Below are 23,548 nucleotides of genomic sequence, written 5' to 3'. Positions count from 1 at the left end.
AATAAATTTCTAAACTTTATAAAAAACTTTAAATTCTATTCAACCACATATTTATTAATCCTGCCCAACCCTCCTTTAAAAAGGAGGGAGTACCTTGAATCAAAAACCATCATCAAATTCGTGGCAAGCCCCCCCCCTTTACCAAAGGTGAGAAACTACGTTTCGCAAGAGGGGAATTCCAATCTATGTTTAGCAATATAATAAACCTGCTCCATCACAGCATCAGTCTCAGTCAAAATCTGATGATTGCTAAATCTCAGCGCCCTAAGCCCTAATTCACTCAGAGCATAATCTCGATTTTGATCTGCTACCAAACCGTCTTCTGTAAAATGCTGCCCACCATCACATTCAATAATCAAATTTATTGCTGGACAATAGAAATCTACAATAAAATTTAGAAGTGGTTTTTGCCGATAAAACTGTAATCCCAAGATTTGCTTACGGCGTAATCTTTGCCAAAGCAATTGTTCCGTGTCCGTCATATTATTTCGTAAATCACACGATGGAAGTTTTAAGTTTCATTATAAGGCTTCATTATTATTTTCATTTCTAAACACTCAGTCGCTCCACAAACAACACCCCATCCAAATGATCAACTTCATGCTGAACAATCCGTGCAGGAAAACCCTCATAGCTCGTTTCAATCACTTCACCCTGTAAAGTGTAATAACGCACTTTCACCACTTGAGCACGTTCAACCTGCCCACGTTCATTTGGCACACTCAAACACCCCTCTTCACCCAAACAAGTCGCTTGGGAAAACTCTAAAATCTCAGGATTCACCATCACCACTGCATCTATCTCAGGTGCATCGGGATAACGTGGGTTTGGTCGGGATGCCACAATAATCACACGCTTGGAAATATAAACCTGCGGTGCTGCAATGCCAACACCATTACGCTCAAGCATGGTCGAATGCATGGCAGATGCAAGCCCCATCAACCATTCACTATTAAATTCCGCATCTGCCACCAATGCCGCTTTCAGCTTTAAAATTTCTTCACCACGCTGTGCCACAGGTAAAATCACACTCATCACATAACCTTATAATTGTTTTGACCAAATCGTAAATAATATCGTATGGGATATTGAATCGGGTTGCCATAATTTTCATTTAAGAATCTTGTCATAGTATATGCACGATAAAAATAACGTATGGCAAATCACAATGAACGCGACCCAGCTTTTTCTTGGTGTAATCTTTAGCTCGATTGGCTTAGGCTATTTTATGTATGGTAAAAAGCAGAAAATGACCATCCCCCTAGCCTGCGGCCTAATTCTGATGATTTATCCTTACTTTATAGAAAGTACCACTTTACTGAGTGTGATTGGTATCATCCTTTCGCTTCTACCCTATTTTCTACGCTTCTAAAAACAAAAAACTCCCCTGACGGAGAGTTCATTTATCGCATCTAAATTAAAGGTTTTTCTTTAATTCATCTTCAACAATTTCAATCTCAAGTTGGCTAAACTTGCGAATTTCGCCCTCTGCATGCTTTTCAAGCATCCCACCGATTAAGGGTACTTTTACCTTTACAGTCCAAGTCAGGGTAATGTCTACTTTGTCACCGTTACCTGTTACCTTACGCTCAGCTTTCGCCTCCAGTGGCAAGTTTGCACCCAGCTCAACCGTTGAAGTCAGGTTTTTCAAATGGGTAATGTCAGCACGTTTTAAACGGAATGCATTTTTTAATAATTTTTTCGCAACTTCTGGAATATTTACATCAAGGTTATATTCACGGCGTAGGGTGTAAATGTCGCCATTGATGTTGGATTCGATAATTTCCAGATTCTCGCCTGGGATACGCTTACACACTGCTTCATGCAATGAGGTGTCGGCAACCAGTCTTGAAAAATCTTCAATTGAAACACCGTGAATTGTTTCATTAACCGTAAATTGATGTGCCATCTTTAAACTTCCGTTTCATTGTATTTAGGATTTCGGGACTGCGCAAAATTATAGCACTCTCTTTTGTAGAACAAAGCATCATCTTGAAAAAATGGGTGACTGCACGGATTAGTTATTTTTATTGTAATGATGTCGCATACATAGTTTTACCGTTACGTGCTCAGTACGGCTGATGTATAGGTAATGGCTACCGTATTCAATTACGGCATAGAAGTGTTCAGCGCCATCATCCAGTCCTGTCGCTGACCATGTGGTGCCCTGTGGAAACTCATCCAGCCATGTGGCTTTATAGAAATCTGAAACTGAGTCAAAAGCCAGATAGCTATCAGGGTCGTCCATAATCCTGGCGGCGACCTGATCAAATTTTTGTTGTTTAAACGCTTCCAGACTCAGTAGCACAAACGTTTCCATGATTTTAGATAGAATTAAATTTCAACATCATATCTAAAGTTAATATTTAGCCGAATTACAAAAATACTGTGATTTTCCTAGCGTTATATTTTGCTGGGAATTTTCCAGTTTTTCCACGTTATTTTCTGTGTTATCAGTTATTTTCGATCATGCTCTTATTTGCTAGACCGCGTTCAATATGGTATCAACCTATATCGTACTTTTATCTTTTTTTACAACGATAAACAATAAGGAGTAAATATGTCTTACCAAAATATTTTAGTCGCTGTTGATGATTCTCCTATTTCCTATGCAGCGGTTGAACACGCCCTTTCCTTAGCAAAATTATCAGGAGCAAAAGTGACCATTCTGAGTGTGGTTGCAGTTGATCCTTTTGTTGGCGTGGATTTTTATCAGGTTGCGCCAGCAATTACCGATCATTTTATGCAGGCTGAAACCCATGCCAAAACCCAGCTTCAGGATATTGCCCAGTATTTTGTCCGTGATGGCATCAGTGCCACAACAAAAATTCATCATGGCCCAGCGAGTGAGGGCATTATTTTTGTGGCCGATGAGGTGGGAGCCGATCTCATCATTATGGGTTCGCATGGACGTACAGGCGTAAAACGTCTGCTATTGGGTAGCGTTGCCCGTGCGGTTTTAACTGAATCACATATTCCTGTGCTGATCGTTAAGCAATAACATCCTGTTCTCAATGGAAAAACCTTGTGTTCTACAACAAGGTTTTTCTTGAGGTATTTTATTCTCGAAACGTTTCCCATACTTCAAAAGCATGTTGTTTATAGAGCTTTAATACTGAGAATTGCGAAATAATCGCCTCACTTTGCGTTGGTCTTAAAAACACAAAATCATCGACCTGAATTTCACAGTCCCTGGGTACATTTACCAGTTCCTGATTGCTGCTACGCCCATACAAAACATGCGGATGGCATTGGGTCGGATAAACATAATCGGCCAGCCAATAGCCGCCATAAATAAATACAGCTTTGGATGTGTGTGGCAATTTATCCAGCACAGACATGGCAGGAAGTTGAGTATAAGGCAAAACCTTTAATACAGGCGCTGCAATCCACAATGCAGGCTGCAAAGCCCTTAAAAAATCACTGTCAAAATCACTCGGTTTCAGCAGCATCGAGCCAAAAGACAGGTCATTACAGACACTTTCTGTGGTATGAAAACTGAAAGTAGGACTGCCCCCGCCATTAAAGCAAAGTTCATCATTCCACAACCCAGGAAACTGTTTTTGAATCAGCTTTTGATATTCGGAATAGATGTGTTGAGATTGCTGATAGGCCAGTTCTGGTTTTTTAATGATGGCTGGAATCTTGGTGACATGCGCATCATAACCCATTAAACCCGATAGTTTTAGATACTGCGGATAGTGCTGAATCAGCTTTAATATTTCAGCGAGTTGCTGGCTGGACTGTACCCCACCACGATGCAAGCCGACATCAATTTCAATATTCACTTGCAGGCAAATCGAATAACTCTGGGCAATCTCCAGATATTGCTGTAAGCGTTGTGTGGTATCCACCAGCCATTGAATTTTTGCATCAGACCATTGCGAGTGTTGTTGATAGAAATGGTGTACCACTTGGGCTGGCATCGGCTTGCCCAGCAAAATATCCGCTTCGGCAAAGTTTTCTAATATGGAAATAATATGTGGTTGATGGAACACCATAAATCGCTGGGTATTGATCTGCTCTGATAACAATTTGAGCAAGTCCAGACAAGCCAGCGATTTCACCACCAGACGTGGTTTTAAATGTTGGGCATGCGCAAGCCTTATCTGAATATGCTGGATATTTTGTTTTAAGGCAGCCTCATCCAGGATGAGTTGTGGTGTCGCTATCCCCTGCTTTTTTAGATCAAGATTGAGTTGTTTAAAAAAATAATCCAGCATACTGATGTCCTTATTGTTTTAATCTTTTTCCAAAAATAACTTTTCCAGATATGGATTTAAAAACTTGGCCTGTGGATCAAGCTGCTGACGCAAGGCCATAAAATCATCCCATTTTGGATATAAAGCTTGAAGTTGCTTTGTCGTCATACTATGCATTTTACCCCAATGTGGTCGTCCCTTATATTTCTGTAAAATTGGCTCAACCACATCAAAAATTAAACGTGGGTCTTGTTTATGATATTGATGCACAGAAATGGAAATTGAGTCCTGCTGATAAAAAGGACTTAGCCAAATATCATCGCCTTTGACAAAGCGAAACTCCAGTGGGAAAAACGTGGCAACCTTATGCTTTCTCAAGGCATGCAACACCTCATCCAGACATGCAATGCCCTGATCAACGGGAATCTGGTATTCCATTTCATTAAACCTGGTATTGCGTGGCGTTGGAAATATCTTGCTCGACCAATCAATATAGGTGGTTGGTTTGACAAAAATACCCAACAATTTCTGTAAATACGGATTCAGTGAGGGAAAGCTTTTGGTCAGTTCAGAACACATGGTCAGCAAGGTATCATCTGAGGGGAAATTTTCCTTGCGTGGCAAAATCTCCTCATCGGTTTCATCCAGAGTTTTCAGCATCAACTGTTTTTCATAAGAGAATACAAAACATTCAATATGCCGATGCTGATGTTTCCATTGCTGGATGTGTTGCATCATGTCCTCAACAGGACAAAGCTCAATGTGTTCCCTCAGTTTATAGCGTGGACGATTTTGCATGGTGATCTTGGTCAATATTCCCAGACTCCCCAGAGAAACACGCCCTGCGGCAAAGATTTCAGGGTTTTCGGTTCGACTACATTTTAAAATTTCACCCGAAGCGGTAAGTAATTCAAACCCCTCCACATAAGCCGAAATACAATGCAAATCTGCTCCTGTCCCATGCGTTCCCGTTGAAACGGCGCCAGCCAGACTCTGCTGGTCAATATCACCCTGATTCATCAAAGCCTGATTGATGGGCTGTAAATATTGTTCCAGATCATATAAACGGGTGCCTGCATAAATATCGCATCGGCAGCGTTCCACATCCAGATTGGTTACACCCACCATGCGATCCAGCGATAGTAAAGTTGCATCGGTACACACCAACGGTGTAAATGAATGTCCTGCCCCGACCACCCGTATTTTTGCATGATCCCGAACGATACTCTGCAATTCCTGAGTATTGGCAGGCTGTAGAATCTGTTGTGGATTGGATTTCTGAAAGCCTGACCAGTTCGTCCATGTCGTTTGGGTTAAATCACTCATACTGCCTCTCCCTGGCTTGTGGCAGTTTTTAAATTGCCATGATTGCTTCGTTTTGCGAGTTCCTGTTCTGGAATCGGTTTTGGGCGTGTCATTTGATCGTAATGACGCTGATTTTTATCCCGCAACAATTGTTCCGCCAATCGCTTGAATTTGCTCTGGCAGGCCGCCAGTGTCCATTGCCCAAACAGGGTATGTCCGCCCTCATAGGCCTGTTCCTGATATTCCTCGTAGGTAGTGACATAACCCATATAATCATTGCAGTAGGAGGCTAACCAAACTTGTTCTATATCAGACTGATTAGCCAAGACTTGTTTGACAGTATGAATAACACGCTGACCTGCAATCGTCGTAAATTCTCCTGGACAACAGACTATTGCCAAATTCCCCAATCGAATCATCTGTAAGGGCACAACGTTTGGCACCAATGGACTCTGCTGAATCGCGCCTGCCTTGACCTGTCGGTTCATCTCTGCAATGAGAGGATCAAGAATACTGGGCGGAAAACCAATCGGCTGACCCAAAATCTTTTTGGCACCCGCTTCCAATAAAATCTGTTTCGGCCCCTGTGAAGCATAGAGTTGTTGATAGTTGACAAAATCTGCTGCCTTGGGATTTTTGCTCTTTTGTTTACGCAATTGATCTGCCAAAAACTGCATGCCTTTAATTAATAGCTTTGGCGCGCCCAAACCATCGACAGGTGTCCCAGCAAAAAAGGCGGTGCCATGACAGGGTTGACTGGTTTTTGCACCAATCTGCCCTTGTGCAAATTCAGGCGGAATCTCAATATTGCTTAAATCTACATAGGACAATACCGCATCAATCTTTCCCTGAACCTGTTGCAAAGGCTGTTGAAATGCAGCCAAAGCCAGTTCACTTTGATAGCGTCCATTTTGTTGTGCGTATTGGTATTCCTGCTCGCCCTTAATTTTATTGCGAATCTTAAGCTGGTTCTTGCCATGAAAATGCGGAGAGACATCGCCTGCGGTGGCTTGGGCAAACATGGTGACAGGGTTTTGAATGCCTTGCTGACTCAGGGCTTGTTCAGAAAATGCGGCAGCATAACCTTTATTATCCCCGTCATAAGCGTTTAATTTATTACCAAGACAGGTGGCATGTACGCCAAACAATGAAATAAATGCCTGTAACTTTTTTTCCCGATAAAAACCAATCAGTTGCATTTCACGGTTTAAAGCCAAATGGGTTTCACGCTCTGAATATGGCTTCACCTCTGGATTACGGTTATAAGCCTTAATCGAACGATTCCATGCCACAGGTGTATCTGCGGCGAAATGCTGTGTGGTGAAAAAAATCTCAGTGTCCCGTTCAGTATGAATGGAAGTTTGGATACTCAGTACAATGGCATCCACAATTGCATTTAAATGTTCGGGTACAAAACCTGGGGTTGGCATGTTATATAAGGCTTCATGCGCACAGCCACCTGGCCCTGAATGGGTATGGGTTGCCATCAGCACCAATTGATTTTCATCAAACTGGGAACCCAATATTTGCTGTAGTCGCTGCACCGATTGACTGCGCATGGCATGGGTAATACAACCCAAATCCAGACAGCAGATAATGAGTCGATGCTGTTGCTGATCAACAATACTAAAGCTGCGTGCATATAACGCCGTACGTTTTTCATAGGCACGATGTGACCATTGCCCATAGCCAAACATGGCATAACCTTTTGGTGTAATTTGAATTTCCTGTTTATCCCAACCAACCTGATACATTGGTATTTTCCTTTTAAGTTCTTTTTCTAGCTGTCTGTTATAAAGCATGTTGAAAGTTAAACAAAATTATGCGATACCCAAAAGGGTTAAAAAGAGTTTATTTTGGGGGGCAAAACGGACTTATGCCTAAACGAATCATCCATACAAATACTGTACAGCAGTTTATTCCACCGACCATTCTGGCAAGCCTGATTCACTATGCAGAACAACAACAGTGGGACTATGCAGCATGGTTTAAGGATTCAGGTCTGGATATAGGGCAAATCCAGCAAACACATGGCGTCGTTCGTTTTACCCAAATGTGTGATGTCATTAGAAAAGCCATCTCAGCTCAGCAACAGTCCGATTTAGGTTTAAAAATTGGCAGTAGCGAGGGACTGATTTCAATGGGGATTCTGGGTTTTGCCATGCAATCCTGTAAAACCGTTGCTGATGCCTTACAGATTGCACTTCGCTATCATCCTATTTCAGGCAGTGTGCTGAATATCGAGTTTTCAATTCAGGGAGATAACTGTCAACTTGAAGTGACTGAAACAAACCCAACTTTTGACCTCCAAGCCTTTTTCCATGATGAATTGTTTAGCAGTATCATCACCTGTTTAAACGCCATGCTGGGTGATCATGATGATGTGATCAGCCTTGAACTGAGTTATTTACCTAGCGAGTATTTCGAAGAATATCAACGTGTCTTTGGCTGCCCAATCCAGTTTAATAGTGATAAAAATGTCATGCGTTTTAAAACCAGCATGTTAGCACGTAGCTTAAAAAATTATAGTCCCGCCAACTATGCCACCGCGATACTGATTTGTGAGCAGACCTTAAAGGAAATTGACCAACTCAATCAGGTGGGTTATGCCGATCTACTCGATCACTTGATTGAACAGCATTTACCTGAACGTTTTGAGATGGAGCAGGCAGCTGAACATCTACAAATCAGTGAACGTCATTTAAGACGGCAACTGTTATTGGAGGGCTTAAGTTTTCAACACATTCGACAAAATGTACTGGAACGTAAAGCAAAACAACTGCTCGGACAAAACCTGTTAATCAGTGAAATTAGCCTACAACTGGGGTTTAGTGAATTACGCGAATTCCGACGTGCCTTTAAACGCTGGACTGGGCAAGCTCCTTCTACTTATAGGCAAGCTAAAGAACCAATTTAATTAAGGTAAGTTTCAGTATCTCACTAGAGAGATAAAACCGAAAACGATTAGCAAAAATTGGAATAAATCTTTCCAAAAATTTAAAAACCAACAAGCACAAAACCTAATTAGCCACCTGATAAAACGGCACATCACCATTAATGGTGGCACGATGCATAATCCGATGCTCATCACCATAATCAAACAAAGCCTTATGCTGCGTACAACGATTATCCCAAATCGCCACGTCACCCGCTTGCCACTGCCAACGCAAATGGAACTGCTCGTTGGTTGAATGTTCAAATAAGAATGCCAAAAGTTCTGAACTTTCCATTTCATCCAATTCGTTAATGCGTGTGGTAAAGCCTTCACTAACAAATAAAATCGGCTGACCTGTCACAGGATGCGTTCTTACTACAGGATGAACAACGGGTGGATTACGCTTAAAAGTTTCTTCCAGTTTTTGACGCTCAACATCATTATGCGCAAAACGTTCAATCGGGAAAGACTGACGAATGTCATGTGTTGCAGTTAAGCCTTTTAACTTTTGCTGCAAGCCTTGATCCAGTGCAGCAAATGCTGCCGCCCCACTCGACCATAGCGTATCACCGCCTACAGGAGGTATCTTAATCGCTTGTAATACACAACCCAGTGGAGGATTCTTGCTAAAGGTCACATCCGTATGCCAAAGCTCATTGTCACGTAAATCCTGTTTCCAGCTGTCCAATACAATGATCTCAGGTACATTTTCTACCGTTGGGAAAATCGGATGGATATGCAAAGAACCAAAACCACGTGCCAACTCAGCTTGTGCTTGTGGTGCAAGTTGCTGGTTGCGGAAGAAAATTACATGATGATCCAGCAAAGCCTGTTGAATTTGTTGTGTGGTATTTTCATCAACCGTATTTAAATCAACATCGTGAATAATTGCACCAATGGTTGGTTTAATAACTTCAATATTTAACGTCATCTTCTAGCTCTCTCATCTCTACAATGTACACTTATAACTGTTGGCCATACCAAGGAGAGAGTTGCTTCTGTAACCAACGCAAAAACAACTCAAAACTCACTGCAACGATCGCAATAACAATAATGCCGAGAACCACAGTATCGGTAATCAAGAATTGAGCTGCTGACTGCACCATAAAACCAATACCACGATCTGCTGCAACTAATTCCGAAGCCACTAGAGTCGACCACCCCACACCTAAACCAATACGAATACCCGTTAAGATATGCGGTAAGGCCGTCGGCAGAATCACATGCCAAAATACCTGCGACTGGCTTGCGCCTAAAGATAAGGCTGCACGCTCACGATTGAGCTGATGACTGATTACGCCATGAGTGCTACTGATAATGACTGGTGCAAGGATCGAAAAGAAAATCAAAAGCACTTTGGTGGTTTCACCAATCCCGAACCAGATCACCAATAAGGGTAAATAAGCCAAAGGTGGAATTGGGCGTAATAACTCAACCAAAGGATCCAGCACTGCACGCACCCATTTGTTCAAACCCATCCATAAACCTAAAGGCACACCGATCGCAATCGCAGCAACTAAAGCTAATAAGACGCGTGAGATACTTGCGGCCAAATGCTGCCATAAGGTGGCTTTCATGAAACCTTGTTGGCTGACTTCTAGAAATTTTTGCCATACCGCTTGGGGACTCGGCAAAAATAAACTCGGGACAATTTTTAATGCCGTGATCAAATACCAGATCACCAATACACTAAGTACACTGGAAAGACTGAGCGCTAAACTACGATGACGAGAAAAAAAAGCCCCAATTGGACTAAAAACAGAACCAGACTGTGCTTGGTTAGTCGATTGCAATTCCTCAGCCTTACTCAGCTCATAGGCTGTATTTTTTGCTTGACTCGTCATACAGCCACCTCATGACCTGCCTGTTTCTGCACACGTAGGCGTTCAAACAATTGCTCGCGTAATTGAATAAATTTAGGATCCGATTTAATCGCACGGATCGATTCGCCCTGCTTATAACGTCCTGCAAAATCCAGTTTTAAAGTTTCGACAATCTTGCCTGGACGAGCCGTCATCAACACCAATTGATTACTCAGCAATAGTGCTTCCTCAATGTCATGTGTGATCAGGAAAAAGGATTTATTTTGTTCAATCCATAAATCCAGCACCAACTCCTGCATGGTTTCACGGGTAAATGCATCAAGCGCAGCAAAAGGCTCATCCAATAAAATGAATGCCGCATGGCTGATCAAGGCACGTGCGATCCCAACCCGTTGTTTCATGCCACCTGACAGTTCCCAGATATTGGCTTGAGCCACATGACTCAAGCCAACAATTTTAAGAATTGCATCGACTTGCTGTTGAATTTCCTGGGCTTTCAAGCCTTTGAGCTGTAAAGCAAAACCGATATTTTCAGAGACATTTAACCAAGGCAATAAAGCATGATCCTGAAATACCACCGCACGACGTGCATCTGGCGCAGTGACGACTTCATGATCTAGTTTAATCTGACCTGAGCTTGGCTTTTGGAAACCTGCCAAAATATTCAGTAATGTTGTTTTACCACAGCCTGACTCCCCCAAAATCACCGTTAAAGTACTTTCTTCTATTTTTAAATTAATATCTTGAAGTACTGGCACAGTCTGCTTTGGAAAAGTTAAATGAAGATGCTCGGCAGCTAATACGCTCATTTAGATCTCCTATGGCTGTAAGAATTGGGTGGTGACATTAGCTTGATAATCAGGTTTTACTTGATCCACCTTGCCTTGGCTTTTGAGGAATGTTGCTGTATCGAAAATATTTTTGGCAAATTCACCTGATAAAGTGGCTTGCTGCTGCTGACGATCAAGGTAAATATTTCCAGAAAGAAGCAATGGAATATCTTTCACATCAGAGCCTGTCAGCTGAGCAATTTTCTGGATATTGTCCGCATTTTGTTCAAATGCTTTTGGATCTTGCTGATACGCTTCAACTTGTTTCAAGCTGGTTTTTACGAAAGCTTTTAAGAACTCTGGATTTTTTTCAGCAAAATCTTTACGAACCACCCATAAATCATAGGTTGGTGCGCCCCACTCGCCGACTTGTTTCGAGTCTGTTAATACATGACCACTGGCTTTGACTTTACTTAATGCAGGTTCCCAAACATAAGTTGCATCGATATCACCACGTTCCCAAGCTGCTGTGATTTCAGGTGGACGTAAGTTAATAATCTTGACTTGGTTATCCGCAATATTCCAATGCTTGAGCGCTGACAATAAGCTGTAATGCGTGGTTGAAACGAATGGCACGGCAATGGTTTTTCCAATCAAATCTTGAGGGTTTTTAATGCCTGATTTGTTACTCACCACCAATGCCTCTGAACCGCCTAATTTAGCCGTCACCAGAAATACCTCAATTGGTAAATCACGACTTGCAGCAGCAGCCAGAGGGCTAGAACCGATATTGCCGATCACTACATCACCCGAAGCCAATGCATTGACCACATCTGAACCTGCATCAAACTTACGCCATTGAATTGCTTGATTACTATCACGTTCATAATCACCATTGGCTTGTGCAACCTTGGTTGGATCCACACCAGTCTGATAGGCTATCACCACTGCCTTGTTGTTTTTAGGCTGAACAGGTGCAGCATCTTTTTGATTTTGATAGACAATAAAAGTAACAATCGCCACAAGGACGATCGCTGTAACAATTAGCGGCTTAGAGTTCTTGATGCCCATAATTAGATGATCTTTCAACAATATCTGCTTATGGTATGGGCCACACCTTATGATTAAAAATAAGAAAAAATGAGTTACTTATTCATTTAAAAGATAAATAGTGATGAATTTTTCTGTTTTTTTGATTTATCATGATATCGACTAACCCTGAATTCGATTTAAAGTTAACTTATATAAGTGAGGGTTTCATGTAAATGTAAAATATCTAATTGTGATAAATAAATCCCTAATCATACAATCCATTAAAAATAAGATTTTTAGTTTTTAAAATCCATATTCACAATCATTTAATAAAACCCTATTATTTATCAAAAATAGATATATAAATAAATTTTGATTATTTTCCTGAATATAAAAACAGTCATAAGATAAAAACATCATCCCGCTGATGTATGAAAGGTTATAAGAATGAATGCTCAATTTGATTCTACCCAAGCCATAGAATCCATTACTACAACTCACGGTTTATCTGCAAACCCACAAGATATTTTACAGCGCGCACAACACTACGCGGAAGAAAATGAACTCGATTTCACAGGCAGTATTCCACCTGCTGAAGCATGGTTTCTAGTTCAACAAGGTCATGCCATCTTGGTCGATGTACGTACCAATGAAGAACGTAAATTTGTCGGCTATGTGCCTGAAAGTATTCATGTCGCGTGGGCAACTGGCACATCGTTTAACCGCAATCCGCGCTTTCTAAAAGAACTGGATAGCAAAGTTGGCAAAGACAAAACCATTCTGTTGCTCTGCCGTAGTGGTAAACGCTCTGCTTTAGCTGCAACGGCGGCATTTAGTGCGGGTTTTGCCCAAGTTTATAACGTGCTGGAAGGCTTTGAAGGTGATTTAAACGAGCAACAACAACGTAATCAAAGCAATGGCTGGCGTACACATCAGTTACCGTGGTTACAAGATTAGTGCTGCTTTTTGACCCAGCGATTTTAGGATTAATTTAATACTTGGTTTTGCAAGGAATCAGCGTGAGCAAATGGAAAATCCAGCCTGTTGTTGAGGGCTTACAGCAAGCACGTCATGAATGGCGTGAGCGTCAACACCGCATCAAGGAGTTTGGCGGACGTGAACTGCCTTCAAAGGAATCGCTTAAGTCCATACTGGATGACTTGTGCGGTATTTTATTTCCAATGCGACTGGGGCCAAGTGACCTGCGTCAGGAAACGGAGGACTATTACATTGCCTATACACTTGACCGTGTGCTGAATGAGCTGTTCTCACAGGTTAAGCTGGCCCTGAATTACGAGACCAAAAGTCGGGTAAAGCAAGTTCCTGTCTCCAGTAATGACCATTTGCTCTACGAGCAGCAAATTGCTTTGGCCCAGACCATTGTGCAGGATTTTGCCAATACCCTGCCTGACATTCGCCGTTTGCTGGATGCTGATGTCTGTGCTGCCTATGAGGGTGATCCAGCGGCACATAGCGTGGATGAGGTGCTGCTATGCTATCCAGGTATTTTTGCCATTATTTATCATCGGGTTGCACACCAGCTTTATCATAGTGTTCCCCTGCTCTCCCGCATTATTTCCGAACTGGCTCATTCTGCCACAGGGATTGATATTCATCCTGGCGCACAAATTGGCAAAGGCTTCTTTATCGACCACGGCACAGGTGTGGTGATTGGGGAAACCTCTGTAATTGGGGAATATGTCCGCATTTATCAGGCGGTTACTCTCGGTGCCAAGCGTTTTGAGCTGAATGATGATGGTGCATTGAAAAAAGATTATGCCCGTCACCCAATTGTGGAAGATCATGTGGTGATTTATGCAGGAGCAACCATTCTCGGCCGCATCACCATTGGCAGAGGTTCAATTATTGGCGGAAATGTCTGGCTAACCCACAGTGTTGCGGCAGGCAGCCAGATTTTACAGTCACCGAGCGAATCCCTGCATAACAGCAAGGTTTAATCATGCAGGAAAATCAATATAAGCCACCTGAATAATGAATGGATTCAACCCATAAATCATGCATATTCAGTATTTATATTTATTTTTCATAAATATATTCTTATGAGTAATAAGATAATAATTCATTGTTATTTATCTCATAATAATATTTTTAAAAATGATTATTAAGCTCTAGTCTAATTAAACAAATGATTCAATACATTTTAAAAATCAACACTCTTTATTAACAAAGCCAAAGTCTTACAGGAAAATTTATTCATGGCAAAAACCACAGATAAAGTCCAACTTGCGCTTGGGGACCATGCAGCCAGACAGCTTGCCAATGCCACCAAGACTGTTCCACAACTTTCGACCATCACCCCACGCTGGCTGACTCATTTATTACAATGGTTACCTGTAGAAGCGGGTATTTATCGCGTCAACCGTGTCAATAATACCGATGACATTCAGGTAGCCTGCACGCAACGTGACGAGGCGACCCTGCCACAGACCTTTGTGGATTATGACCCTCAGCCACGTGAATATTTCCTCAACGGCGTTTCAACCGTTCTGGATATTCATACCCGTGTGGCGGATTTATATAGCAGTCCACATGATCAGATTAAGGAACAGTTACGCCTGACCATTGAAACCATTAAGGAACGTCAGGAAAGTGAACTGATCAATAACCCTGAATATGGTTTATTGGCCAGTGTGGCAGATGAGCAACGTCTTTCAACCCTGAGTGGCCCACCAACTCCAGATGATTTTGATGATTTGTTGCGTAAAGTCTGGAAAGAGCCAGGCTTCTTCCTTGCCCATCCAGATGCGATTGCCGCATTTGGCCGTGAATGTACCCGCCGTGGTGTGCCGCCACCAACCGTAAGCCTGTTTGGTTCACAGTTCATCACATGGCGTGGCGTATCTTTGATTCCATCCAATAAAATCCCTGTGGAAGATGGCAAAACCAAGATACTGTTACTGCGTGTTGGGGAAAAACGTCAGGGCGTGGTCGGCCTGTTCCAGCCAGGTCTGGCAGGTGAACAATCTCCTGGGCTTTCGGTACGTTTTATGGGCATTAACCGCAATGCCATTGCGTCTTACCTGATCTCACTGTATTGCTCACTCGCCGTTTTAACTGATGATGCCCTTGCGGTACTCGAAGATGTGGAGGTGGACAAGTATCATGACTACCCAGTTAACTACAAGTAATCTAAACAGTAGTCCAACGGGTTCTGAAGTGGTCGGTGTTCAGCCACCGTCCAACTTCCCAGATGAAGCAACACTTTCACGGCTTGCCTCTGAATTTTTTGCGGCATTGCCCAGTTCTGGGAATGGTCATCCATCTGGCCTGAATCTGGACTTGCCGAATGTCGGCACGCCACCGCATCCTCCACAGCCTGCCGAACCATTGGCAGCATTGAGTGGTCGTGCGCCCAATATTGCCTATGAAAAAAGTTTAAACCCTGAATATCCTGAGCATATTCCGAATTATCCCGATTATCCTGAGCGTCGGGCGATTGCATCTGCGCCTGTGGTCGGTGGTGCAAACCTGCCTAAACCGCCCCTTGAGCCAAATTTTCCACAGGCAATTCATAGCGCACCCAATGTGCCTTTGGTTGAACCAACACATCCCTCAGCCCGTGATGCTTCACCTTTTTATTTTTTAAATGATTTTGCTGCGCCCTCCGTGTCAAATTCTGAATTTGATGCGGCACAGTTTGCCACCGCACAATCATTTCAACTTCCTCAAGGTGACGGATTAAAAAGCTTGTTGCAGGATGAACCTAAAATCCAATCTCAGCCTGCCCATAACGCATCTTCTGGCTTTTACTTTCTGGATATTCCATCAACGCATCAGGCCTATGGCAATTACCAACCGTCACAACCGCAGTTTGTTGCCAGTTCAGCACAGCCATTGGATGTGCATGCCATCCGTCGGGACTTTCCGATTTTACAGGAGCGGGTCAATGGTCGTCCTCTGGTCTGGTTTGACAATGCTGCCACCACCCAGAAACCACAAAGTGTGATTGATCGGATTGCCTATTTCTACCAGCATGAAAACTCCAATATTCATCGTGCAGCGCATGAACTGGCAGCCCGTGCCACCGATGCCTACGAACATGCCCGTAATGTCACGGCACGATTTATTGGAGCGAAATCATCCAAGGAAATCATTTTTGTTCGGGGCACCACCGAGGGCATTAACCTGATCGCCAAAACTTGGGGCGAGCAGAATATTGGTGAAGGTGATGAAATTATTGTGTCGAATTTGGAGCATCACGCCAACATTGTGCCGTGGTTCCAGTTGACTAAAAAAGTCGGGGCAAAACTGCGTGTGATTCCTGTGGATGATACAGGACAGATCATTTTGGCAGAATTGCCCAAGTTGATTAATGAACGTACCAAGCTGATTTCCATTACCCAGGTTTCCAATGCTTTAGGTACGGTGACACCTGTTCCCGAAGTAATCCAGATTGCCCATGCCAAAGGTGTACGGGTGTTGGTGGATGGTGCTCAGTCTGTTTCGCATATGCCCACCGATGTGCAGGCGCTGGATACTGACTTTTTCGTATTTTCTGGTCACAAGGTATTTGGCCCAACAGGGATTGGTGCGGTTTATGCCAAACCTGAACTACTCGAAAGCATGCCTGTATGGGAAGGCGGTGGCAACATGATCGAGGATGTCACCTTTGAGCAAGTCATTTACCAGCCAGCACCAAACAAATTTGAGGCAGGCACAGGCAATATTGCCGATGCGGTGGGTCTAGGAGCAGCACTGGAATATGTGGAACACATTGGGATTCATAATATTGCCCGTTATGAACATGACTTGCTGGAATATGGTCAACATGCGCTGAGTGGTGTCAAGGGCTTGCGCCCGATTGGCACAGCCAAAAACAAAGCCAGCGTGATGTCTTTTGTGCTGGATGGCTATTCAACTGAGCAAGTCGGTAAAGCTTTAAATCAACATGGTATTGCGGTCCGATCAGGCCATCACTGCGCCCAGCCGATCTTGCGTCGTTTTGGTGTGGAACAAACTGTTCGCCCCTCTCTGGCATTTTATAATACCACTGAGGAAATTGATTTACTGGTGTCGGTGTTGCATCAGTTATCAAGAAATAAACGTACAGTTTAATGTTTTAATGCTACAAGGAAGCTGCCATTGGTGGCTTTTTTGTTTTCGCAACAACAATCTATACAAATAACTTCTGTACTTGCATCCCCTATTTTTACAAGATTAAGCTGCTTATCAATTTAAAAAATGCTTGACCTTAAAGTTAACTTTAATTTTATCATTCTGGTAGAAATAGACAATTTCCGCACATTACAGAGGTCAGATCAAGATGCAAACCATACTCGGTGCAAATGGACAAATCGCCCAGGAATTGGCAAAAGAGCTAAAACGCAACTATACGCCTGATCTGCGACTGGTCAGTAGAAATCCTAAAAAAGTCAATGAGACTGATCAGCTTTTCCCTGCCAACTTGCTGGATCAAGCACAGGCAGAAAAAGCTATAGAAGGCAGTGATATTGTTTACTTTGCGGTAGGTTTACCAATGGACACGGATATGTGGGAACAGCAATTTCCAGTCATGATGCGTAATGTCATTGATGCCTGTAAAAAATATCAGGCCAAACTGGTATTCTTTGACAATACCTATATGTACCCACAAAACAATCAACCGCTGACTGAACAAACCCAATTTGCACCTGTAGGACGAAAAGGCAGGGTTCGGGCAGAAATCGCCAACATGCTGTTGAAAGAGATGCAGGCAAAAACCATCACAGCCGTGATTTGTCGTGCGCCTGAGTTTTATGGTACAGGCAATACCCAAAGTATTACCAACTCGCTGATTTTTGACAATATTAAACAGGGCAAAAAACTCAAGGTGTTTTTAAGCGACAAGACATTAAGGAGCCTGATCTGGACACCTGATGCCAGTAAAGCCATGGCATTGATTGGTAACACTCCTGATGCTTATGGTCAGACTTGGCATTTACCAACCGATGATCACCGACTGACCTATAAACAGTTTATTGCACTGACTTCGGAAATTTATGGTAAGCCGCTTTCCTATAGCGTGATTCCTAAATGGGCATTAACCATAGCTAAGTTTTTTAGCCCGCAAGCCAAGGAAGTACAAGAATTACTGCCACGTTATGCAAAAGACAATCTGTTTATTTCAGATAGGTTTAAACAGCGTTTTCCTCAGTTTAAGGTGACGACTTATCGACAAGGAATTGAACAAATCCTGAAAGAACAACAGCAATAAATCCTCCAAAACACTTTCAAAAATCGCATGACCTTTAGCTTGCTCATGCGATTTATCAAATTTTGATTCTATTTTTCATATTTATCCCATCTTTTTTGCAAAGCAGAAATTCAGATATTTTTTGCGTTATTGCTTATTTTTCTTATTTAAAAATTGCGATTAATCTAGCCTCAAGTTGTTATAACAAGTTGCTGACGAATGAATCAGGCATTACTGAATAAAGTAGATAGCGAACGCCCTTTGTATGATCAGGTTTACCAAACCTTATTACAACAGATCGGTGATGGGACTTATCCAGTTCAACACAAATTGCCCTCTGAAAAGGAATTGAGCGAATTATTTAATGTCAGTCGTATCACCATTCGTCAGGCATTGAATCAACTCCAGCTTGAGCATCTGGTTTACAAGATTCAGGGTAAAGGCACTTTTGTCAGCGCACCAAAAACATTCCAGAATATTTCCCAGTTACAGGGCTTTGCCGAAGCCATGCGCAATATGGGACATGAAGTGTTTAACGTAGTGAAAGAATTTCGCTTTATTCCAGCCACACCGCAAATTGCATCGAAGCTCAAGCTTTCAGTCAATAGTACCGTGGTGGAAATTCAGCGGATTCGTCTGGTGGATCGGAAGCCTGTTTCATTTGAATTGACTTATTTACCCGAAGCGATTGGCGTGGCGTTACAACAGATTAATCTTGCGACTCGTGACGTTTTCCTTGCTATTGAGGAAGATTTATCGATTCCGCTTGGTCATGCCGATTTAAACATTGATGCCACCCTTGCCGATGAAACTCTGAGTGAGTTGCTACAAGTGGACATCAATGCACCGTTGCTGCGGGTAGAACGGTTGACCCATAACCATGAGGGACACCCGATTGATTTTGAATACCTATATTTCTCAGGAGAGAGCTTTCAATACCGTTTAAGGGTAGACCGAAAGAAATCCAAATAAATTTTAAGGGACTTATGCAATAAGCCCTGACAAGACCCGTTATCGAGGCAAAACATGAATACCATTTATTTAGACTATGACCTTGTGGTCATTGGTGGGGGGACGGCTGGCCCAATGGCAGCCATCAAAGCCAAAACAGCCAACCCTACCCTAAAAGTTTTATTGATTGAAAAAGCCAACGTCAAACGCAGTGGCGCAATTTCAATGGGCATGGATGGCTTAAACAATGCCGTCATTCCTGGCTATGCCACACCTGAGCAATACACCAAAGAAATCACTATCGCCAATGATGGTATTGTCAATCAAGCCACTGTTTACGCTTATGCCAAGCAGAGTTTTGCGACCATTCAGCAACTGGATCAATGGGGCGTGAAATTTGAAAAGGATGAAACAGGTGAATATGCGGTTAAGAAAGTGCATCACATGGGCGCATACGTGTTACCGATGCCTGAGGGTCACGATATTAAAAAGGTGTTGTATCGTCAGTTAAAACGGGCGCAGGTCAAGATCAATAACCGTATTGTCACCACCAAACTACTTAAGAATGCCGATGGTGCAATCAATGGCGTATTGGGTTTTGATTGCCGTACTGGTGATTTTTATGTGATTAAAACCAAAGCAGCGATTTTATGCTGTGGTGCGGCTGGACGTTTGGGCTTGCCTGCTTCGGGTTATCTCATGGGAACTTATGAAAACCCAACCAATGCAGGTGATGGTTATGCAATGGCGTATCACGCTGGTGCGGAACTGTCTAATCTGGAATGTTTCCAGATCAATCCCTTAATTAAGGATTATAACGGCCCTGCCTGTGCTTATGTGACTGGCCCATTGGGTGGCTATACCGCCAACAGTAAGGGCGAACGCTTTATTGAGTGTGATTATTGGTCTGGTCAAATGATGTGGGAATTTTATCAGGAATTGCAAAGTGGCAATGGCCCTGTGTTCCTGAAAATTGACCATTTAGCTGAAGAAACCATCCAGACCATTGAAGAAATTTTACATACCAATGAGCGTCCAAGTCGGGGACGCTTCCATGAGGGACGAGGTACCAATTACCGTCAGGACATGGTGGAAATGCAGATTTCTGAAATTGGTTTTTGTAGTGGACACAGTGCCTCTGGTGTGTGGGTCAATGAAAAAGCTGAAACTTCGGTTAAAGGCTTATATAGCGCAGGTGATATGGCAGCCGTACCACATAATTATATGTTGGGTGCGTTTGTCTATGGCTGGTTTGCAGGCACCAATTCAGCGGAATATATCGCCACTGTTGCCGATTCAGAACTAAATCAGGAGGAGATTGAGGCAGAAAAAGCCCGCATCTTTGCGCCATTACAGCGTCCACAAGGGCTGTCTGCGGAACAGGTGGAATATAAGTTGCGTCGTATGGTCAATGATTATTTACAACCACCAAAAACCCGCCAAAAGATTGAAATTGCCCTCAAGCGTTTTGAGGAAATCAAGGCAGATATTGCCCAGATTAATGCCACTCATCCACATGAGTTGATGCGTGCCGCAGAGGTTTCAGTGATTCGGGACTGTGCGGAGATGGCAGCACGGGCGTCCCTGTTCCGTACTGAAAGCCGTTGGGGTTTATATCATTATCGGGCTGATTTTCCTGCCAAGAATGATCAGGACTGGTTCTGCCATGCACATCTGAAAAAGGATGAACACGGCAATATGGTTAGCTTTAAAAAGCCTGTCGAACCATACCTGATTCCAATTGATGAACAGGAAGCTAATTCCTATAACTTATTACGCATTAAGAAAAAAATATTGGCTGAGGAAGCCTAAACGAGGTCACGATTATGGCGTTTATTTTTAAGGAAATTGCTCACCGCACTGCAGCGCCCGTGTTGGTGGATGAAGATAAATGTATTGCCGATAAAGGCTGTACTGTCTGTGTCGATGTCTGCCCAATGGATTTATTGGCGATCAATCCTGACACTAAAAAAGCCTATATGCAGTTTGATGAATGTTGGTATTGCATGCCATGCGAGAAAGACTGCCCGACCGATGCTATTCAGGTCAACATTCCATATTTACTTAAATGAGGGGGAACACAATGCAACTGAACAAATTAGCGAAAAGTATTATTTTAAGCACAACGTTACTGTCTATTTTCAGCACAGCACAGGCCGAAGACATTCGCATTGCTATCGGGACACAAGATACAACCATTAACTGTGCCACAGGTGGCTTATTAATTCGTGAATTAAATTTATTGCCTAAATATCTGCCCAAAACAGGTAAATATAAAGATGCCAAATATGACATCGTCTGGAAAAATTTTACCTCTGGCGCACCCTTGACCAGTGAAATGGTGGCAGGTCGTCTGGATATTGGCGCAATGGCAGACTTCCCTGCGGTCAATAACAATGTTGCCTTTAAAAAGACGGGCAAGGAAAGTATTTTCCTGAGTGTTCTATCAGGCAGCACGACTGGCAGTGGTAACGGGATTGTCGTACCTGTCGATTCAGACGTGACCTCGATTCAGGAACTCAAAGGTAAAACTATTTCTGTGCCGTTTGCCTCTACTGCACATGGCTTGTTGTTACGTGCCATTGCAGCTCAAGGTTGGGATCCTAAAACTGATGTAAAAATTATCGCCCAAGCACCCGAAGTCGCTGGCCCTGCCCTAAAAAGTAATAAAATTGATGCGCATGCTGATTTTGTCCCATTTGCAGAATTATTTTCCTATCAAGGCATTGCCCGCAAAATTTATGATGGTGCACAGGCTAAAACCCCAACCTTTCATGGTTCTTTAGCCAGTAAGTCTTATGCTCAGCAATATCCAGAAATTATTCAGGCCTATTTAAGAGCGACGATTGAAGCGGATCAACTAATTCGTAAAGAGCCTGAAAAATACAGTGAACTGATTGCCGCCAAAACAGGGATTCCTGCCGAAGTCGTATACCTATTTCACGGTCCTTTAGGCTTGCAAACCCGTGATCTGACTTGGAAACCTGAATATAAGAAAGCCACCCAAACCGCAGTCGAAACACTGAAATATTTAGGTCGTGATGATGTGGATATTGATGTGAATCAGTTTATTGATGATCAATATATCCAAAAAGCCTTTCAGGCAGCAGGTTTAAATTACAACCAACAACTTAAAAATTATGCTCAATCGCCATTGGTGGCGAAAGATGCCCTGACACAAAAACCTATCCAGAGCTTTGAGCGTGTCTCGCAAATCTGGGTCAAAGGTGAAACCAAAGTGCGTAGTTATGTCACCCCTGAAAATGCCTTTAAAGATTTAAAGAATTTGCAGAAACAGGGCAAAACCATCCGTGTGGTGTACAACCAAGACCGTGATTTAAAAATTAAAGTACTGGCAAATCTAGCATGGTATGCCACCGATAAAAATGGTCAGATCAGTGCTTTCTTATTACGTGGCAATGCGAATAATTGGGCTAAAGCACATGGCGGTAAAGTCTATGACTTTAATAATGCACAGAAATTGGTGAAATGATATGAATAGTTTAGCGGACACCCAACCGATTCAGTCTAAGGCAATCCGCCCTGTGTTTAAATTTTCCAGACAACAGACGATTTCTTATGGCTTGAGTGCGATTTCGATTATTTTAAGCGTGGTGTTGTGGCAATTGCTTTCCCATTACCATATCAATCTGGGCATCGTGAATTTTGCCAATGTCCCCTCGCCCCTAGATGTCGTGCGTTCATTTATCGCCTTTGCAGAACTGGATACTGCCCTTGCCCATGTCAAAGCCAGTATTGGACGAGTATTAATAGGCTTTGTTTTGGCTGCGTTTGTTGGCGTGGTTTTAGGGTTATTGATTGGTTATTCCAAAACCATTGCAGCGATTTTTATGCCGCCACTGGAAATTTTACGCCCGATTCCTGCGGTGGCATGGATTCCATTGGCGATTTTAATGTTTCCCTCTTCCGAAGCATCGATGATTTTTATTACCTTTTTAGGGGCGTTATTTCCGATTTTGCTCAATACCATTCATGGTGTGGAAGCAGTTGATCGACGTTTGATTGCATCGGCAAAAAGTCTCGGTGCAGGTCAATTTGCCATTTTACGTGAAGTGATTATTCCAGGTTCATTGCCGAGTATCACCACAGGCCTAGCGATTGGTATGGGCACTTGTTGGTTCTGTCTGGTCACAGCGGAAATGATTTCAGGACAATTGGGCATCGGCTATTTCACGTGGGAATCTTTTACCCTACAAAACTACGCTGACATTATCGTGGGTATGTTATTGATCGGGGCTTTAGGGATGCTCAGCAGTGCCTTACTGCGCTATCTCGGCAAGAAACTCACTCCGTGGTATCAGTTAAGGAAAGCATAA

Annotated in this window: 23 protein-coding genes and 1 pseudogene; 13 read left to right on the top strand and 11 right to left on the bottom strand. The window is 42.9% G+C overall.

What is annotated here, in order from left to right; all coding sequences use genetic code 11:
* Nucleotides 1–155: 155 nt before the first annotated feature.
* A pseudogene (locus tag N5J47_RS09460) lies at nucleotides 156–535 on the bottom strand (endonuclease domain-containing protein).
* 14 nt (nucleotides 536–549) lie between these two features.
* On the bottom strand, nucleotides 550–1,035 hold the full coding sequence (gene def, locus N5J47_RS09455) for a peptide deformylase (protein ID WP_279959697.1): 486 nt from the start codon (nucleotides 1,033–1,035) through the stop codon (nucleotides 550–552).
* 133 nt (nucleotides 1,036–1,168) lie between these two features.
* On the opposite strand from def, the gene N5J47_RS09450 reads away from it, so the two are divergent.
* Nucleotides 1,169–1,372 carry an amino acid transport protein gene (locus tag N5J47_RS09450; RefSeq protein ID WP_279959696.1) on the top strand — a complete coding sequence of 68 codons (204 nt, stop codon included), beginning with the start codon at nucleotides 1,169–1,171 and terminating at the stop codon, nucleotides 1,370–1,372.
* Nucleotides 1,373–1,417: 45 nt separating this feature from the next.
* On the opposite strand, the gene N5J47_RS09445 is transcribed toward N5J47_RS09450, so the two are convergent.
* The gene (locus tag N5J47_RS09445) at nucleotides 1,418–1,909 is read right to left on the bottom strand and encodes a DUF2505 domain-containing protein (RefSeq protein WP_267980489.1); all 492 of its coding nucleotides are present in this window, start codon (nucleotides 1,907–1,909) and stop codon (nucleotides 1,418–1,420) included.
* A gap of 108 nt (nucleotides 1,910–2,017) precedes the next feature.
* On the bottom strand, nucleotides 2,018–2,308 hold the full coding sequence (locus tag N5J47_RS09440; protein ID WP_279959700.1) for a hypothetical protein: 291 nt from the start codon (nucleotides 2,306–2,308) through the stop codon (nucleotides 2,018–2,020).
* Between the two features lie 252 nt (nucleotides 2,309–2,560).
* Here N5J47_RS09440 and N5J47_RS09435 point away from each other — a divergent pair, with 252 nt between their 5' ends.
* Nucleotides 2,561–3,001 carry a universal stress protein gene (locus N5J47_RS09435; RefSeq protein ID WP_279959695.1) on the top strand — a complete coding sequence of 147 codons (441 nt, stop codon included), beginning with the start codon at nucleotides 2,561–2,563 and terminating at the stop codon, nucleotides 2,999–3,001.
* Between the two features lie 58 nt (nucleotides 3,002–3,059).
* Here N5J47_RS09435 and N5J47_RS09430 read toward each other — a convergent pair whose 3' ends face one another.
* From N5J47_RS09430 to N5J47_RS09420, 3 genes are read right to left on the bottom strand one after another with little or no spacing between them, the layout of a single operon-like run.
* Nucleotides 3,060–4,223, bottom strand: a complete 1,164-nt coding sequence (locus N5J47_RS09430) for an alanine racemase (protein WP_279959694.1) — start codon at nucleotides 4,221–4,223, stop codon at nucleotides 3,060–3,062.
* 18 nt (nucleotides 4,224–4,241) lie between these two features.
* A complete protein-coding gene (locus tag N5J47_RS09425; RefSeq protein ID WP_279959693.1) occupies nucleotides 4,242–5,528 on the bottom strand; it encodes a D-arabinono-1,4-lactone oxidase in 1,287 nt (428 codons plus the stop codon).
* Nucleotides 5,525–7,261, bottom strand: coding sequence for a neutral/alkaline non-lysosomal ceramidase N-terminal domain-containing protein (locus N5J47_RS09420; RefSeq protein ID WP_279959692.1), 1,737 nt, complete (start codon nucleotides 7,259–7,261; stop codon nucleotides 5,525–5,527). Before N5J47_RS09420 ends, N5J47_RS09425 begins: the two co-directional genes overlap by 4 nt.
* A 68-nt stretch (nucleotides 7,262–7,329) precedes the next feature.
* Between N5J47_RS09420 and N5J47_RS09415 the strand changes: the two genes are divergently transcribed.
* Entirely contained in the window at nucleotides 7,330–8,424 is a 1,095-nt protein-coding gene (locus N5J47_RS09415) for an AraC family transcriptional regulator (protein WP_279959691.1), read from the top strand.
* Nucleotides 8,425–8,527: 103 nt separating this feature from the next.
* Here N5J47_RS09415 and tauD read toward each other — a convergent pair whose 3' ends face one another.
* The 4 genes from tauD to tauA are packed head-to-tail and all read right to left on the bottom strand — an operon-like array spanning nucleotide 8,528 to nucleotide 12,124.
* A complete protein-coding gene (gene tauD / locus N5J47_RS09410; protein ID WP_279959690.1) occupies nucleotides 8,528–9,373 on the bottom strand; it encodes a taurine dioxygenase in 846 nt (281 codons plus the stop codon).
* A 31-nt stretch (nucleotides 9,374–9,404) separates the two neighbouring features.
* Entirely contained in the window at nucleotides 9,405–10,286 is an 882-nt protein-coding gene (tauC, locus tag N5J47_RS09405; RefSeq protein WP_279959689.1) for a taurine ABC transporter permease TauC, read from the bottom strand.
* Nucleotides 10,283–11,074 carry an ATP-binding cassette domain-containing protein gene (locus N5J47_RS09400; RefSeq protein ID WP_279959688.1) on the bottom strand — a complete coding sequence of 264 codons (792 nt, stop codon included), beginning with the start codon at nucleotides 11,072–11,074 and terminating at the stop codon, nucleotides 10,283–10,285. The genes tauC and N5J47_RS09400 overlap by 4 nt, the downstream gene beginning before the upstream one ends.
* Nucleotides 11,075–11,083: 9 nt before the next feature.
* Nucleotides 11,084–12,124 carry a taurine ABC transporter substrate-binding protein gene (gene tauA, locus N5J47_RS09395; RefSeq protein ID WP_279959687.1) on the bottom strand — a complete coding sequence of 347 codons (1,041 nt, stop codon included), beginning with the start codon at nucleotides 12,122–12,124 and terminating at the stop codon, nucleotides 11,084–11,086.
* A gap of 390 nt (nucleotides 12,125–12,514) precedes the next feature.
* On the opposite strand from tauA, the gene N5J47_RS09390 reads away from it, so the two are divergent.
* The 10 genes from N5J47_RS09390 to N5J47_RS09345 all read left to right on the top strand — a co-directional run bounded on the left by N5J47_RS09390 (nucleotide 12,515) and on the right by N5J47_RS09345 (nucleotide 23,548).
* Nucleotides 12,515–13,024, top strand: a complete 510-nt coding sequence (locus N5J47_RS09390; protein ID WP_279959686.1) for a rhodanese-like domain-containing protein — start codon at nucleotides 12,515–12,517, stop codon at nucleotides 13,022–13,024.
* Between the two features lie 62 nt (nucleotides 13,025–13,086).
* A complete protein-coding gene (gene epsC, locus N5J47_RS09385; protein ID WP_279959685.1) occupies nucleotides 13,087–14,025 on the top strand; it encodes a serine O-acetyltransferase EpsC in 939 nt (312 codons plus the stop codon).
* 258 nt (nucleotides 14,026–14,283) lie between these two features.
* Nucleotides 14,284–15,216, top strand: coding sequence for a family 2A encapsulin nanocompartment shell protein (locus N5J47_RS09380; protein WP_279959684.1), 933 nt, complete (start codon nucleotides 14,284–14,286; stop codon nucleotides 15,214–15,216).
* Nucleotides 15,191–17,143, top strand: a complete 1,953-nt coding sequence (locus tag N5J47_RS09375; RefSeq protein ID WP_279959683.1) for a family 2A encapsulin nanocompartment cargo protein cysteine desulfurase — start codon at nucleotides 15,191–15,193, stop codon at nucleotides 17,141–17,143. Before N5J47_RS09380 ends, N5J47_RS09375 begins: the two co-directional genes overlap by 26 nt.
* 208 nt (nucleotides 17,144–17,351) lie before the next feature.
* The gene (locus N5J47_RS09370; RefSeq protein ID WP_279959682.1) at nucleotides 17,352–18,281 is read left to right on the top strand and encodes an NAD-dependent epimerase/dehydratase family protein; all 930 of its coding nucleotides are present in this window, start codon (nucleotides 17,352–17,354) and stop codon (nucleotides 18,279–18,281) included.
* 198 nt (nucleotides 18,282–18,479) lie between these two features.
* Nucleotides 18,480–19,232: a GntR family transcriptional regulator gene (locus N5J47_RS09365; protein WP_279959681.1), complete on the top strand. Its 753-nt coding sequence runs from the start codon at nucleotides 18,480–18,482 to the stop codon at nucleotides 19,230–19,232.
* Nucleotides 19,233–19,286: 54 nt separating this feature from the next.
* Nucleotides 19,287–21,023, top strand: a complete 1,737-nt coding sequence (locus N5J47_RS09360) for a fumarate reductase/succinate dehydrogenase flavoprotein subunit (protein WP_279959680.1) — start codon at nucleotides 19,287–19,289, stop codon at nucleotides 21,021–21,023.
* A gap of 14 nt (nucleotides 21,024–21,037) precedes the next feature.
* Complete coding sequence (locus N5J47_RS09355) at nucleotides 21,038–21,283, top strand: ferredoxin family protein (protein WP_267980458.1); 246 nt, start codon at nucleotides 21,038–21,040, stop codon at nucleotides 21,281–21,283.
* Nucleotides 21,284–21,294: 11 nt separating this feature from the next.
* Nucleotides 21,295–22,704, top strand: a complete 1,410-nt coding sequence (locus N5J47_RS09350) for an ABC transporter substrate-binding protein (protein ID WP_279959679.1) — start codon at nucleotides 21,295–21,297, stop codon at nucleotides 22,702–22,704.
* A 1-nt stretch (nucleotide 22,705) separates the two neighbouring features.
* Nucleotides 22,706–23,548: an ABC transporter permease gene (locus N5J47_RS09345; protein WP_279959678.1), complete on the top strand. Its 843-nt coding sequence runs from the start codon at nucleotides 22,706–22,708 to the stop codon at nucleotides 23,546–23,548.

The organism is Acinetobacter sp. GD03645, from assembly GCF_029845285.1.
Classification (GTDB): Bacteria; Pseudomonadota; Gammaproteobacteria; order Pseudomonadales; family Moraxellaceae; genus Acinetobacter; species Acinetobacter corruptisaponis.
The sequence above is the reverse complement of the archived record's forward strand: the minus strand, read 5'-3'. Positions and strand labels throughout refer to the sequence as shown.

Coding starts and splice junctions, on each gene's coding strand:
- def (WP_279959697.1), bottom strand. CDS start 1,035: ATGAGTGTGATTTTACCTGTGGCACAGCGTGGTGAAGAAATTTTAAAG.
- N5J47_RS09450 (WP_279959696.1), top strand. CDS start 1,169: ATGAACGCGACCCAGCTTTTTCTTGGTGTAATCTTTAGCTCGATTGGC.
- N5J47_RS09445 (WP_267980489.1), bottom strand. CDS start 1,909: ATGGCACATCAATTTACGGTTAATGAAACAATTCACGGTGTTTCAATT.
- N5J47_RS09435 (WP_279959695.1), top strand. CDS start 2,561: ATGTCTTACCAAAATATTTTAGTCGCTGTTGATGATTCTCCTATTTCC.
- N5J47_RS09430 (WP_279959694.1), bottom strand. CDS start 4,223: ATGCTGGATTATTTTTTTAAACAACTCAATCTTGATCTAAAAAAGCAG.
- N5J47_RS09425 (WP_279959693.1), bottom strand. CDS start 5,528: ATGAGTGATTTAACCCAAACGACATGGACGAACTGGTCAGGCTTTCAG.
- N5J47_RS09420 (WP_279959692.1), bottom strand. CDS start 7,261: ATGTATCAGGTTGGTTGGGATAAACAGGAAATTCAAATTACACCAAAA.
- N5J47_RS09415 (WP_279959691.1), top strand. CDS start 7,330: ATGCGATACCCAAAAGGGTTAAAAAGAGTTTATTTTGGGGGGCAAAAC.
- tauD (WP_279959690.1), bottom strand. CDS start 9,373: ATGACGTTAAATATTGAAGTTATTAAACCAACCATTGGTGCAATTATT.
- tauC (WP_279959689.1), bottom strand. CDS start 10,286: ATGACGAGTCAAGCAAAAAATACAGCCTATGAGCTGAGTAAGGCTGAG.
- N5J47_RS09400 (WP_279959688.1), bottom strand. CDS start 11,074: ATGAGCGTATTAGCTGCCGAGCATCTTCATTTAACTTTTCCAAAGCAG.
- N5J47_RS09390 (WP_279959686.1), top strand. CDS start 12,515: ATGAATGCTCAATTTGATTCTACCCAAGCCATAGAATCCATTACTACA.
- N5J47_RS09380 (WP_279959684.1), top strand. CDS start 14,284: ATGGCAAAAACCACAGATAAAGTCCAACTTGCGCTTGGGGACCATGCA.
- N5J47_RS09375 (WP_279959683.1), top strand. CDS start 15,191: ATGACTACCCAGTTAACTACAAGTAATCTAAACAGTAGTCCAACGGGT.
- N5J47_RS09370 (WP_279959682.1), top strand. CDS start 17,352: ATGCAAACCATACTCGGTGCAAATGGACAAATCGCCCAGGAATTGGCA.
- N5J47_RS09365 (WP_279959681.1), top strand. CDS start 18,480: ATGAATCAGGCATTACTGAATAAAGTAGATAGCGAACGCCCTTTGTAT.
- N5J47_RS09360 (WP_279959680.1), top strand. CDS start 19,287: ATGAATACCATTTATTTAGACTATGACCTTGTGGTCATTGGTGGGGGG.
- N5J47_RS09355 (WP_267980458.1), top strand. CDS start 21,038: ATGGCGTTTATTTTTAAGGAAATTGCTCACCGCACTGCAGCGCCCGTG.
- N5J47_RS09350 (WP_279959679.1), top strand. CDS start 21,295: ATGCAACTGAACAAATTAGCGAAAAGTATTATTTTAAGCACAACGTTA.
- N5J47_RS09345 (WP_279959678.1), top strand. CDS start 22,706: ATGAATAGTTTAGCGGACACCCAACCGATTCAGTCTAAGGCAATCCGC.